The following is a 12,523-nucleotide window of genomic DNA, read 5'->3' on the forward strand; positions in this document are numbered from 1 at the left end:
CACTCACCCACCCGGTCACCGGGTGGTTTTCACGGTGGCCACCCCTTGCCGCGTTAGCCTGGAGTGTCAGACTCCAGCCGGCTCAGTGAGGGGCGCAAGGATCCCGTGCGCATCGCCAGGTTCTCCATCGACGGGAACGTCGCCTTCGGCGCCGTCGAGGGCGACAAGCAGGACGAACTCGTCCTCGACATCATCAAGGGCATTCCGTTCACGGACTTCGAGCTCTCCGGCACGAAGGTCCCGCTGAGCAAGGTACGGCTGCTCCCGCCGGTGCTCCCCAACAAGGTCGTCGCCTACGGCCGTAACTACGCGGAGCACGCGAGGGAGCTGGGCAACGAGGTTCCGGACGCCCCCTTCGCCTTCTTCAAGCCGTCCACCTCGGTGATCGGCCCCGGCGACGCCATCCAGTACCCCTCGTTCTCCCAGGACCTCCACCACGAGGCCGAACTGGCCGTGGTCATCGGCCGTATGTGCCGCGAGGTCCCGCGCGAGCGCGTCCAGGACGTCGTCTTCGGCTACACCTGCGCCAACGACGTCACCGCCCGCGACGTCCAGAAGCGCGAGAAGCAGTGGGCCCGGGCCAAGGGCTTCGACACCTCCTGCCCGCTCGGCCCCTGGGTGGAGACGGACCTGGACCTCTCCACCGCCTCCGACCTGACGATCCAGCTCACGGTCAACGGCGAACAGCGCCAGCTGGGCCGTACGAGCGAGATGATCCACCCCATCGCGGACCTGATCGTCAACATCACCGAGGCCATGACGCTGCTCCCCGGCGACGTGATCCTCACCGGCACCCCGGCAGGGGTCGGCCCCCTCAACGTCGGCGACGAGGTCGCCGTCACCATCGAAGGCATCGGCACTCTCACCAACAAGGTTGTCAAGCGTGGCTAGCGCACCCGCCTCCCCCGTCCGCGTCCGTTTCTGTCCCTCGCCCACCGGTAACCCCCATGTGGGCCTGGTCCGCACCGCCCTGTTCAACTGGGCGTTCGCGCGGCACCACCAGGGCACCCTGGTCTTCCGCATCGAGGACACCGACGCGGCCCGCGACTCCGAGGAGTCGTACCAGCAGCTGCTCGACGCGATGCGCTGGCTGGGCTTCGACTGGGACGAGGGCCCCGAGGTCGGCGGCCCGCACGCGCCGTATCGCCAGTCGCAGCGCATGGACATCTACCGGGATGTCGCACAGAAGCTCCTGGACGCCGGCCACGCCTACCACTGCTACTGCTCCCAGGAGGAGCTGGACACCCGCCGCGAGGCCGCCCGCGCGGCCGGCAGGCCGTCCGGCTACGACGGCCACTGCCGCGACCTCACCGCCGAGCAGGTCGAGGAGTACAAGGCCCAGGGCCGCACCCCGATCGTCCGCTTCCGGATGCCCGACGAGACGATCACCTTCACCGACCTGGTCCGCGGCGAGCTGACCTTCACCCCGGAGAACGTCCCGGACTACGGCATCGTCCGCGCGAACGGCGCCCCGCTGTACACGCTCGTCAACCCGGTCGACGACGCCCTGATGGAGATCACCCACGTCCTGCGCGGCGAGGACCTGCTCTCCTCCACCCCCCGGCAGATCGCCCTCTACAAGGCGCTGACCGAACTCGGTATCGCCAAGCAGACCCCGGCCTTCGGCCACCTCCCCTACGTCATGGGCGAGGGCAACAAGAAGCTCTCCAAGCGCGACCCGGAGTCCTCGCTCAACCTCTACCGCGAGCGCGGCTTCCTCCCCGAGGGCCTGCTCAACTACCTCTCCCTGCTCGGCTGGTCGTTCTCGGCGGACCGGGACATCTTCTCGATCGAGGAGATGGTGGCCGCCTTCGACATCTCCGACGTGAACCCCAACCCGGCCCGCTTCGACCTGAAGAAGTGCGAGGCGATCAACGCCGACCACATCCGCCTGCTGGATGTGAAGGACTTCACGGAGCGCTGCGCCCCCTGGCTGAAGGCCCCCTTCGCCCCCTGGGCCCCGGAGGACTTCGACGAGTCCAAGTGGCACGCGATCGCCCCGCACGCCCAGACCCGGCTGAAGGTCCTGTCGGAGATCACCGACAACGTCGACTTCCTGTTCCTGCCCGAGCCGGTCTTCGACGAGGCGTCGTGGGCGAAGGCGATGAAGGAGGGCTCCGACGCCCTGCTGGCCACGGCCCGGGAGAAGCTGGAGTCGGCCGACTGGACGTCTCCCGAGTCCCTGAAGGAGGCGGTCCTGGCCGCAGGCGAGGCCCATGGCCTCAAGCTCGGCAAGGCCCAGGCCCCGGTCCGGGTCGCCGTCACCGGCCGCACGGTCGGCCTGCCGCTCTTCGAGTCCCTGGAGGTCCTGGGCAAGGAGAAGACGCTGGCGAGGATCGACGCGGCCCTGGCGAAGCTGGCCGCGTAGGGCACCCGCGCGTGAGGGGCGGTTCCGGTTCGCTCCGGGACCGCCCCGTCGTCGTACCGACCGGGTACCGTCGGCGGCATGACGATCAGGGCCGTGGTCTGGGACGTGGACGACACTCTCTTCGACTACACGAGTGCCGACCGCGAGGGCATGCGGACGCATCTGGCGGCCGAGGGGCTGCTCGCGGGCTGGGGGAGCGCGGAGGCGGCGCTGCTGCGGTGGCGGGAGATCACCGACCAGCAGTGGGCGCGGTTCTCGGCGGGCGAGCTCTCCTTCGAGGACCAGCGCCGCGATCGGGTGCGGGTGTTCCTGGAGGCGGAGCTGACCGACGCCGAGGCCGACGACTGGTTCCGGCGTTACCTGACGCACTACGAGGCCGTCTGGGCCCTCTTCCCGGACGTCCTGCCCGCCCTGGACGCCCTCGCGGCCGGCTACCGGCACGCCGTGCTGTCCAACTCCAGCCTGCACGTCCAGGACCGCAAGCTGCGCACACTGGGCGTGTACGACCGCTTCGAGGCCGTCCTCTGCGCCGCCGAACTGGGTGTCTCCAAGCCCGCGGCCGGCGCCTTCCTGGCGGCCTGCGCCGCGCTGGAACTCGCCCCGCACGAGGTCGCGTACGTCGGCGACCACCCCGAGATCGACGGGCTCGGCGCCGCCGACGCCGGGTTGCTGTCGGTGTGGATCGACCGCTGCGGACCGTCCGACGGACCGGCCACCAGGGCCGACGCACCCGTCGGACCGCACCGGATCGCCTCCCTCGCCGAACTGCCCGCGATCCTCCGCGCTGATACCCGTTTTGGAGCCCCGTCCACCTTCAGGTAATGTTCTTCCTGCGCCGCCGGGGAGCGGGCCGAAAGGCCGGAACCGGAGGCGCGAAGCTAGAACAAGATCCCCTCAGGGGCTTGCGTTCCAGTGGCCTATGGTGTAATTGGCAGCACGACTGATTCTGGTTCAGTTAGTCTTGGTTCGAGTCCAGGTAGGCCAGCTCGCAGAGCTCATCTGCACGCGCGGATCACATCCGCAAGCCCCCGTTGTGTAGCGGCCTAGCACGCTGCCCTCTCAAGGCAGTAGCGCCGGTTCGAATCCGGTCGGGGGTACGGTGATCGAAGGATCGCTAGGGCCCCCGTTGTGTAGCGGCCTAGCACGCCGCCCTCTCAAGGCGGTAGCGCCGGTTCGAATCCGGTCGGGGGTACGAACTGGTCTAAACCACATTGGTCTATGGTGTAATTGGCAGCACGACTGATTCTGGTTCAGTTAGTCTTGGTTCGAGTCCAGGTAGACCAGCTCGGATCTGCGGAAACGCAAGATCCATGCCCCCGTTGTGTAGCGGCCTAGCACGCCGCCCTCTCAAGGCGGTAGCGCCGGTTCGAATCCGGTCGGGGGTACAGAGAGAAGAGCGAGGCCCCTCACTTCGGTGAGGGGCCCTTTCTCGTACTGCCGTTTGTCCACGGCTCACTCGAAGCCGTAGCGGCGGGCCGTCTCCTCCTCCTGGGCCAGCCGGTGCAGCGCCTGGAGCATCGGCTCCACCAGGACCGCGCTGGCCACCGCGGCCTCCACCTTCTCCTCCTCGGACGGATGCGTCTCCAGGAAGTCCAGGTCGGCGATCGCCGCCTGATGCATCAACTTCGCGTGCGACACGAGGAGTTCGGCGTCCCAGTCGTAACCGAGCCGGCGGAACGCGGCCACCGCGACCACCAGCCGGCGGTACGAGGGGGAGATGGTCGTGAGCTGCTTGGCGTTCTCCCAGCCGAGCACGTCCAGCAGTGCGCCGACCTCCCGGTGCGCGCTCCGGACGAACTCGTCGTCCTCGTCCGGCTCCGGCACCTGCGGCAGCGCCCACAGCGCGGCGCCCACCCTGATCGTGCGGCCCAGCGAGCTGTCGTCTACATGCCCGAGCACCTCGCGGACCGTCGCGACGGGGATCCGGCCGACCTGGATCATCGCGCGGACCAGGCGGAGCCGGCGCAGATGCTCCTCGTCGTACTCCGCGGTCGTGGCGTTGACCTGGTGGCCGGGCGGCAACAGCCCTTCGCGCAGGTAGTACTTGATCGTCGCGGCGGACACACCGCTGCGCCTGCTCAGCTGGGCAAGCCGCATGTCTTGCGTGCCTCCTTGGTGAGTGCCACTATCCAAGCATCGCATAGAAGGATAGTGCCGCTATCCGATGACATTCCGGGGGTGCCGTCATGGTCGCGAGGTTCGCGAAGCCGATTCCGGGCCGTACGACCGCAGCTCGCGAGGGCGACGCGGTGGTCCTGCTGATCGGCATGCGCATCAACCACTTCTGGGCGGTCCACCAGTGGTTCCCGGTCGCGCTCTCGATGTTCCGCATGCTGCGGGAGCTCGAACGGGACCCCGGCCGCGGGCTGCTGGGGCGCATCCTGCTGACGGCTTCGCCGCGCACGTACTACGTCGTCCAGTACTGGGAGTCGAAGGAGAAGCTGTACGCGTACGCGAGCTCGCCCGACCTGTTCCACCACAGGGTGTGGGGGATCGTGAACCGCAAGGAGCGCGCGGGCAAGCTCCACGGGCACGTGGGGCTGTGGCACGAGGCGTATGTGGCGCCGGAGGGCTCGTACGAGTCGATCTACTTCGACATGCCGGAGTTCGGCCTGGGCCGAGCGACGGGCGTGGTGCCGGTGGAGCAGCGGGGCCGCTACGCGAAGGACCGGTTCGCTCACCGATCGGCGTGAGTACAGCGCCCCGTAAGGGCGCGGGGAACTGCGCGACCAGCCCCCACCGGCCGCGCGTGCCTACGACCAAAGCCCCCACGGCGAAAATCGTCGGCCGCCTGCGACAACGTCGTGGCTGGTCGCGCCGTTTCCCGCGCCCTCAGGTGTCTCCGGTCCCCTCGGGGATGGCCGCCGCGGCGTTGAGGCGGCCTCTCCCTGTCCGGCCGGAGTTTCGCGCTCAGCCCGTGCGGCGCAGTGCCTCCGACAGGCGGCCCGCCGCGTCGATGACCGCCTGGGCGTGCATGCGCCCGGGGTGGCGGGTCAGCCGCTCGATCGGTCCGGAAACGGACACCGCCGCCACCACGCGGTTGGAAGGTCCCCGCACCGGCGCCGACACCGACGCGACGCCCGGCTCGCGCTCGCCGATGGACTGGGCCCAGCCGCGGCGGCGGACACCCGACAGGGCCGTGGCCGTGAAGCGGGCGCCCTGGAGGCCGCGGTGCAGGCGCTCCGGCTCCTCCCAGGCCATCAGGATCTGCGCCGAGGAACCCGCCTTCATCGTGAGCGTCGAGCCGACCGGGACCGTGTCCCGAAGACCGGACAGGCGTTCCGCCGCGGCCACACAGATCCGCATGTCACCCTGGCGGCGATAGAGCTGCGCGCTCTCGCCGGTGATGTCCCGGAGGTGGGTGAGCACCGGGCCCGCCGTCGCGAGCAGACGGTCCTCGCCTGCCGCCGCGGCCAGTTCCGCGAGGCGCGGGCCGAGAATGAAACGGCCCTGCATGTCGCGTGCCACCATGCGGTGGTGTTCCAGGGCCACGGCCAGGCGGTGAGCCGTGGGCCGTGCCAGTCCGGTGGCCCCGACCAGACCCGCGAGGGTGGCCGGACCGGACTCCAGAGCGCTCAGGACAAGGGCCGCCTTGTCCAGAACGCCGACGCCGCTACTGTTGTCCATGCAACGATACTCCCGTCTCACTCTGTGAAACGCAAGTTCAATTTTCGATGGAACGCGCCACTCTGGATAGACACAGTGGCCCGCGGACCAACGGGCCCGGCGGCGGACGCCCGGAACCACGACTTCAGGGGCCCGGAGAACGGGCAGCCGCTACCTCAAGATCTCTAGTTGGGCCGGTGCACGTCTGCCGGCCGGAGGGAAAGCGATGGGTAGGACACTCGCGGAGAAGGTCTGGGACGACCATGTCGTCCGGCGCGCCGAGGGCGAGCCCGACCTCCTCTTCATCGATCTGCACCTGCTGCACGAGGTGACCAGCCCGCAGGCCTTCGACGGACTGCGCAAGAACGGCCGCCAGGTGCGCCGCCTCGACCTCACCATCGCGACCGAGGACCACAACACCCCCACCCTCGACATCGACAAGCCCATCGCGGACCCGGTCTCCCGGGTCCAGCTGGAGACGCTGCGCAAGAACTGCGCCGAGTTCGGCGTCCGGCTGCACCCGCTCGGCGACGTCGAGCAGGGTGTCGTGCACGTGGTCGGCCCGCAGCTGGGTCTGACCCAGCCCGGCACCACCGTCGTCTGCGGTGACTCGCACACCTCCACGCACGGCGCCTTCGGCGCGCTCGCGTTCGGCATCGGCACCTCCCAGGTGGAGCATGTGCTGGCCACCCAGACGCTGCCGCTGGCCCGCCCGAAGACCATGGCCATCACGGTCGACGGCGAGCTGCCCGAGGGCGTCACCGCCAAGGACCTGATCCTGGCGATCATCGCCAAGATCGGTACCGGCGGCGGCCAGGGCTACATCCTGGAGTACCGCGGCTCCGCCATCGAGAAGCTCTCGATGGAGGCCCGCATGACCATCTGCAACATGTCGATCGAGGCCGGCGCCCGCGCGGGCATGATCGCCCCCGACGAGACCACCTTCGCGTACATCAAGGGCCGCGCCCACGCCCCCGAGGGCGCCGACTGGGACGCGGCGGTCGAGTACTGGAAGACCCTGCGGACGGACGAGGACGCGGTCTTCGACGCCGAGGTGCACATCGACGCCGCCGCCCTCTCGCCGTTCGTCACCTGGGGCACCAACCCCGGCCAGGGCGCACCGCTTTCGTCGCACGTCCCCGACCCGGCTTCGTACGAAGACGCTTCGGAGCGCCTCGCCGCCGAAAAGGCCCTGGAGTACATGGGGTTGGAGGCCGGCCAGGCACTGAGCTCCATCAAGGTGGACACCGTCTTCGTAGGCTCCTGCACCAACGGCCGTATCGAGGACCTGCGCGCCGCCGCCGCCGTGGTCGAGGGCCGCAAAGTCGCCGACGGCGTACGGATGCTGGTCGTCCCCGGCTCCGCGCGGGTCGGTCTGCAGGCCGTCTCCGAGGGCCTGGACGTCGTCTTCAAGGACGCCGGCGCCGAATGGCGGCACGCGGGCTGCTCGATGTGCCTGGGCATGAACCCCGACCAGCTGGCCCCGGGCGAGCGCTCCGCGTCCACCTCCAACCGCAACTTCGAGGGCCGGCAGGGCAAGGGGGGCCGTACCCACCTGGTGTCGCCGCAGGTCGCGGCCGCCACGGCCGTCCTGGGCCACCTGGCCTCGCCCGCCGACCTGTCCGACGCCGACGTTCGTACGCCCGCTGGAGTCTGATCAGCCATGGAAGCATTCACCACGCACACCGGCCGGGCCGTCCCGCTGCGCCGCTCCAACGTCGACACCGACCAGATCATCCCTGCTCACTGGCTCAAGAAGGTCACCAGGGACGGTTTCGAGGACGGGCTGTTCGAGGCCTGGCGCAAAGATCCCGAGTTCGTGCTCAACCGGCCCGAGCGGCAGGGGGCGACCGTGCTCGTCGCCGGCCCCGACTTCGGCACCGGCTCCTCCCGTGAGCACGCCGTCTGGGCACTGCAGAACTACGGCTTCAAGACCGTCATCTCGTCCCGCTTCGCCGACATCTTCCGGGGCAACTCGCTTAAGAACGGCCTGCTCACGGTGGTTCTGGAGCAGAAAATCGTGGACGCGCTCCAGGAGCTCACCGAGAACGACCCGCAGGCCGAGATCACGGTCGACCTCCAGGCCCGCGAGGTGCGCGCCGAGGGGATCACCGCCTCCTTCGAGCTGGACGAGAACTCCCGCTGGCGGCTGCTGAACGGGCTGGACGACATCTCCATCACCCTCCAGAACGAGGCCGACATCTCCGCGTACGAGGCCAAGCGGCCGTCGTACAAGCCGCAGACGCTCCAGGCCTGATCCGGAGCCCGCTTCCGGCCTGATCGACCACATCTGAATACGGCTGGTTTCAGCCACCGCCACACCCCGCCTGTACCCCCGATCGCCACGATTGGGGGTACAGCCATGTCTGCACCCGAACGGGCGCTCGCGTTGTCGCAGGTCTTGCCAACTTCCCACGTTAGGACGGATGTTGGATGGGTACGTGAGTGCTGTGTCCGTGCCTTCCGCAAGTGCCCGGAAGGCCATTTGAGGCGGCAGTTGCCCCCTGCGCAGGCGACAACTCGCCCCAGATGGCACAATCTGTGCATGGAACACGACGGCCAACTCCAGCTCTATGCGGCGGTCGCGGGCCAACTGAAGGAAGCGCACACAAGAGTGCGCGCACTGCAAGTCCCGGAGGGCGTACGGATGGCGCTGACCCGGAAGCTGCTGGTCATTACGGCCGCGGCCAAACACGACCTCGCCGACGCGGCAAGGCGGCTGGAACGGTTCAACACGGACCTCGAAGCGGGCCGATTCCCCGAAGAGGAACGCTGACTGGACCGTCCTGGACGACCGAGTCCGTTGCGGCACAAGGGTGATAAGCCCGTTTCGTGTTTGATTTGCGGTATATATCTGCCTAACGTGCGAAAAAGCTTGAACACTTTCGTTCTGGCGATGTCTCCGAAGGGGAAGACGTGAACAAGGCGCAGCTCGTAGAAGCGATTGCCGACAAGATGGGCGGCCGCCAGCAGGCCGCCGAAGCGGTCGATGCGGTTCTGGACGCCATCGTCCGCGCGACCGTCGGGGGGGACCGGGTCTCGGTCACGGGCTTCGGTTCCTTCGAGAAGGTGGACCGTCCGGCCCGTTACGCCCGCAATCCCCAGACGGGCGAGCGGGTTCGGGTCAAGAAGACCTCCGTGCCGCGCTTCCGTGCCGGTCAGGGCTTCAAGGACCTGGTGAGCGGCTCGAAGAAGCTCCCGCGGGGCGGCGAGGTCGCGGTCAAGAAGGCGCCCAAGGGCAGCCTGACCGGCGGTGCTTCGGCGACGGTCAAGAAGGCGGCGGCGAAGAAGAGCACCGCCAAGAAGGCGACCGCGGCGGCGAAGAAGACCACCGCGAAGAAGACGACGGCGAAGAAGACGACCGCCGCCGCCAAGAAGACCTCGGCGGCGGCGAAGAAGACCACCGCCAAGAAGACCTCTGCGACGGCGAAGAAGACGGCCGCCAAGAAGGCTCCGGCCCAGAAGGCCACCGCCAAGAAGGCGCCGGCCAAGAAGTCGACGGCTCGCAAGGCCACCGCGAAGAAGACCGCCGCTCGCTGAGAAGCGGGGGCGTCGGGGTACTCACGCGACGGGCCGGACTCCTGAGGGAGTCCGGCCCGCGGTGTGTCCTGGGTGAATTTCTGAGGCGGTTGAGTTCAAAGAGACCGCTGGTGGGGGCTTATCGCGCAGTTTCCGCGCCCCTTGCAGGCGCCTGACCCTCAGAACGTCTGCAGGGTCACCAGGGTGACGCGGAGATCGTCTCCGGTCCCCTCCGTCTCGATGCGTACCCGTTGCCCGGGGCGCAGCAGCCGTAGGCCCCCCGCCTCGAAAGCCGCCCCGTCGAAAGGCACCGGAGTCCCGTCGTCCAGGAGTACCTGGCCGCTTCTGCTGTCGGGGTCGTACGTGTATGCGGTCGCCTGCATGACGGCAGCCTACTGGTCCGGGATCAGCAGGCGGGCTGCCACCGCCGCCGTCCGCGGGCCCACGCCCAGGGCCAGTGCCGTTCGCAGGTCCGCGCCGGTGTCCACGTCCTGGCGTACCGACTCCACGCCGGCCAGCCGCAGTTCCGCGGCGCCCGAGGCGGTGTGGCGGGCGCGGGAATCCGGGCCGAATGCGGGCGCCAATTCATTGCCGGGGGACGCGGCCAGCAGGGTGGTGCCGATTGCCGCCGCGTCCGGGAGAAAAGCGCGCTGGAATTCCGCGGCCGCGTCGAGCACCCGGGACAATTCCAGCGGACGCAACGCCGGCAGGTCCGCGTTCAGGGCCGCCACCGCGCTTTCCGGACGCGATGCGCGTGCGACCGCCGTGCCGTGCCGCAGAGCGGCGTTCAGGCCGCTTTGGGGCGTGTCCGGGACGATGCGCGCGCCCAGCGCCGAAAGTTCGCGTCCGGCCAGCGTGTCGTCCGTGACGACCACCACATCCTTCACCGCCAGGCAGGCCAGGGCCGCGGCCACCGTGTCCTGGGCGAAGGCGAGGGCCAGTCCCGGACGCAAACCGTCCGTCGCGGTGTCCGCGAGCCTGCTCTTGGCTCGCGCCAGGGGCTTGAGGGGTATCACCAAGGTCCACTGCACCGACGTACCGTCCCTCCCTTGTTGCCTCATTGTCACCCGGGCCCCGAGGCGCGCGCGGCAGCGAGGCGTACGGTGTTCCTCGACAGACCGGCGGACCGGGGACACACTTCTCCCGGCCCCCGGTCCGGGAGAAGAAGTCCCGGAGACCGGGAAGATGTCCTAGAGGAAGGTGTGCGCGTGCCCCGCCGGAGAATCGGCTTCTGGTACCGCTTCGCTGCGGTGCTGTGCAAACCGCCGCTGGTGGTCATGATCAAGCGGGACTGGCGCGGAATGGAGAACATTCCGGCCGAGGGCGGATTTATCACCGCGGTGAACCACAATTCCCACATCGACCCCTTCGCCTACGCCCACTATCAGTACAACACCGGGCGCGTTCCGCGATTCCTGGCGAAGAGCGGGCTTTTCAAGAAGGGATTCGTCGGCGCCGCCATGCGGGGCACCGGACAGATCCCCGTCTACCGCGAGTCCACCGACGCGCTCAGCGCCTTCCGGGCCGCGATCGACGCCGTGGAACGCGGCGAGTGCGTCGCCTTCTACCCTGAGGGAACGATCACCCGCGACCCCGACCAGTGGCCCATGACCGCCAAGACCGGCGCCGCCCGGGTCGCGCTGCAGACCAAGTGCCCGGTGATCCCGGTCGCCCAGTGGGGCGCCAACGAACTGCTGCCGCCGTACGCGAAGAAGCTCAGGCTGCTGCCCCGCAAGACCCACCACGTCCTGGCCGGCCCGCCGGTCGACCTCTCGCGCTTCTACGACAAGGACATGACCCAGGACGTCCTGAAGGAGGCGACCGAGGTCATCATGGCCGCCATCACCCGCCAGCTGGAGGAGATCCGCGGCGAGAAGGCCCCCGAGACCCCCTACGATCCACGCCAGGTGCGGATCGAGCAGCGGCGCCGGACGCGTGCGCAGAGCGGTCTGGAAGAGGAGAGCGGCAAGTGAGCAAGCCTGCCAAGGCGGCGGTCTTCAGCGCGGGTTCGTGGGGTACGGCCTTCGGGATGGTGCTCGCCGACGCCGGGTGCGAGGTCACCCTGTGGGCGCGGCGGGCGGAGGTGGCCGAGGCCGTCAACTCCGGCCGTACCAACCCCGACTACCTGCCCGGCGTGGAACTCCCCGAGAACCTGCGGGCCACGACCGACCCCGCCGAGGCCGCGGCCGGCGCCGACTTCACGTTCCTGTCGGTGCCGTCCCAGACCATGCGGGCCAATCTCGCCGACTGGACGCCGCTGCTCGCGCCCGGCACGGTCCTCGTCTCCCTCATGAAGGGGGTCGAACTCGGCACCGCCATGCGGATGAGCGAGGTCATCGAGGACGTCACCAAGGTCGGCCAGGACCGCATCGCCGTCGTCACCGGCCCCAACCTCGCCCGCGAGATCGCCGCCCGAATGCCGGCCGCCGCCGTGGTCGCCTGCACCGACGAGACGGTCGCCCAGCGCCTCCAGACCGCCTGCCACACCCCGTACCTCCGGCCGTACACCGAGACCGACGTGGTCGGGTGCGAGCTGGGCGGTGCCGTGAAGAACGTCATCGGCCTCGCCGTGGGCATCGCGGACGGCATGGGCCTCGGCGACAACGCCAAGGGCTCGCTCATCACGCGCGGTCTCGCGGAGACCGCGCGGCTCGGCATGGCGCTCGGCGCCGACCCGCTGACCTTCTCCGGTCTCGCCGGCCTCGGCGACCTGGTGGCCACCTGTTCCTCGCCGCTGTCTCGCAACCACACCTTCGGCACCAACCTCGGCAAGGGCATGACCCTGGAGGAGACCATCGCGGTCACCCGGCAGACCGCCGAGGGCGTCAAGTCCTGCGAGTCCGTGGCCGATCTGGCCCGCCGGCACGGCGTGGAGATGCCGATCACCGAGACGGTGGTCGACATCGTGCACGAGGGCAAGCCGCCCGTGGTCGCCCTCAAGGAGCTCATGTCGCGCAGCGCGAAGCCCGAGCGACGCTGAGCGAACGCGCCCCGCGGACGCTGTCTCGGGGCCCTACCACCGGGTACTCT

At 69.2% G+C, this 12,523-nt stretch carries 14 protein-coding genes and 5 tRNA genes; 15 read left to right on the forward strand and 4 right to left on the reverse strand.

Features of this window, described 5'->3' with window-relative positions:
• Window positions 1-105 precede the first annotated feature (105 nt).
• The 8 genes from ACZ7OO_RS21800 (at window position 106) to ACZ7OO_RS21835 (ending at window position 3,753) form a co-directional block, all read left to right on the forward strand.
• Window positions 106-891: a fumarylacetoacetate hydrolase family protein gene (locus tag ACZ7OO_RS21800; RefSeq protein ID WP_471506692.1), complete on the forward strand. Its 786-nt coding sequence runs from the start codon at window positions 106-108 to the stop codon at window positions 889-891.
• Complete coding sequence (gene gltX / locus ACZ7OO_RS21805; protein ID WP_471506694.1) at window positions 884-2,368, forward strand: glutamate--tRNA ligase; 1,485 nt, start codon at window positions 884-886, stop codon at window positions 2,366-2,368. The genes ACZ7OO_RS21800 and gltX overlap by 8 nt, the downstream gene beginning before the upstream one ends.
• A 78-nt stretch (window positions 2,369-2,446) precedes the next feature.
• Entirely contained in the window at window positions 2,447-3,190 is a 744-nt protein-coding gene (locus ACZ7OO_RS21810; RefSeq protein WP_471506696.1) for an HAD family hydrolase, read from the forward strand.
• A 91-nt stretch (window positions 3,191-3,281) separates the two neighbouring features.
• Window positions 3,282-3,353: transfer RNA gene (locus tag ACZ7OO_RS21815), tRNA-Gln, on the forward strand.
• Between the two features lie 39 nt (window positions 3,354-3,392).
• Window positions 3,393-3,465, forward strand: a tRNA-Glu gene (locus ACZ7OO_RS21820).
• 22 nt (window positions 3,466-3,487) lie between these two features.
• Window positions 3,488-3,560, forward strand: a tRNA-Glu gene (locus ACZ7OO_RS21825).
• 20 nt (window positions 3,561-3,580) lie between these two features.
• Window positions 3,581-3,652 (forward strand) — tRNA-Gln (locus tag ACZ7OO_RS21830).
• 28 nt (window positions 3,653-3,680) lie between these two features.
• A tRNA-Glu gene (locus ACZ7OO_RS21835) sits at window positions 3,681-3,753 on the forward strand.
• A 67-nt stretch (window positions 3,754-3,820) separates the two neighbouring features.
• On the opposite strand, the gene ACZ7OO_RS21840 is transcribed toward ACZ7OO_RS21835, so the two are convergent.
• Window positions 3,821-4,465 (reverse strand): MerR family transcriptional regulator, encoded by a 645-nt coding sequence (locus ACZ7OO_RS21840; protein WP_471506697.1) that lies wholly within the window; start codon window positions 4,463-4,465, stop codon window positions 3,821-3,823.
• 89 nt (window positions 4,466-4,554) lie between these two features.
• Between ACZ7OO_RS21840 and ACZ7OO_RS21845 the strand changes: the two genes are divergently transcribed.
• On the forward strand, window positions 4,555-5,061 hold the full coding sequence (locus ACZ7OO_RS21845) for a DUF4188 domain-containing protein (protein WP_471506698.1): 507 nt from the start codon (window positions 4,555-4,557) through the stop codon (window positions 5,059-5,061).
• Between the two features lie 217 nt (window positions 5,062-5,278).
• Here the strand turns inward: ACZ7OO_RS21845 and ndgR are convergent, their stop codons facing one another.
• Window positions 5,279-5,995: an IclR family transcriptional regulator NdgR gene (gene ndgR, locus ACZ7OO_RS21850; RefSeq protein ID WP_003993203.1), complete on the reverse strand. Its 717-nt coding sequence runs from the start codon at window positions 5,993-5,995 to the stop codon at window positions 5,279-5,281.
• A gap of 205 nt (window positions 5,996-6,200) precedes the next feature.
• On the opposite strand from ndgR, the gene leuC reads away from it, so the two are divergent.
• The 4 genes from leuC (at window position 6,201) to ACZ7OO_RS21870 (ending at window position 9,514) form a co-directional block, all read left to right on the forward strand.
• Complete coding sequence (gene leuC / locus ACZ7OO_RS21855; RefSeq protein ID WP_471506700.1) at window positions 6,201-7,631, forward strand: 3-isopropylmalate dehydratase large subunit; 1,431 nt, start codon at window positions 6,201-6,203, stop codon at window positions 7,629-7,631.
• A 6-nt stretch (window positions 7,632-7,637) separates the two neighbouring features.
• A complete protein-coding gene (leuD, locus tag ACZ7OO_RS21860) occupies window positions 7,638-8,231 on the forward strand; it encodes a 3-isopropylmalate dehydratase small subunit (RefSeq protein ID WP_471506702.1) in 594 nt (197 codons plus the stop codon).
• A gap of 288 nt (window positions 8,232-8,519) precedes the next feature.
• A complete protein-coding gene (locus ACZ7OO_RS21865; RefSeq protein WP_352219355.1) occupies window positions 8,520-8,750 on the forward strand; it encodes an SCO5555 family protein in 231 nt (76 codons plus the stop codon).
• 140 nt (window positions 8,751-8,890) lie between these two features.
• Window positions 8,891-9,514 (forward strand): HU family DNA-binding protein, encoded by a 624-nt coding sequence (locus ACZ7OO_RS21870; protein ID WP_471506704.1) that lies wholly within the window; start codon window positions 8,891-8,893, stop codon window positions 9,512-9,514.
• A 158-nt stretch (window positions 9,515-9,672) separates the two neighbouring features.
• On the opposite strand, the gene ACZ7OO_RS21875 is transcribed toward ACZ7OO_RS21870, so the two are convergent.
• The gene (locus ACZ7OO_RS21875; protein WP_352219357.1) at window positions 9,673-9,876 is read right to left on the reverse strand and encodes a hypothetical protein; all 204 of its coding nucleotides are present in this window, start codon (window positions 9,874-9,876) and stop codon (window positions 9,673-9,675) included.
• A gap of 9 nt (window positions 9,877-9,885) precedes the next feature.
• Window positions 9,886-10,524, reverse strand: a complete 639-nt coding sequence (cofC, locus tag ACZ7OO_RS21880) for a 2-phospho-L-lactate guanylyltransferase (protein WP_471506706.1) — start codon at window positions 10,522-10,524, stop codon at window positions 9,886-9,888.
• 177 nt (window positions 10,525-10,701) lie between these two features.
• On the opposite strand from cofC, the gene ACZ7OO_RS21885 reads away from it, so the two are divergent.
• Window positions 10,702-11,466, forward strand: coding sequence for a lysophospholipid acyltransferase family protein (locus tag ACZ7OO_RS21885; protein WP_471506708.1), 765 nt, complete (start codon window positions 10,702-10,704; stop codon window positions 11,464-11,466).
• On the forward strand, window positions 11,463-12,473 hold the full coding sequence (locus tag ACZ7OO_RS21890; RefSeq protein WP_471506710.1) for an NAD(P)H-dependent glycerol-3-phosphate dehydrogenase: 1,011 nt from the start codon (window positions 11,463-11,465) through the stop codon (window positions 12,471-12,473). Before ACZ7OO_RS21885 ends, ACZ7OO_RS21890 begins: the two co-directional genes overlap by 4 nt.
• Window positions 12,474-12,523: the final 50 nt, after the last annotated feature.

The sequence above is a fragment of the Streptomyces sp. NPDC111744 genome (assembly GCF_055634995.1).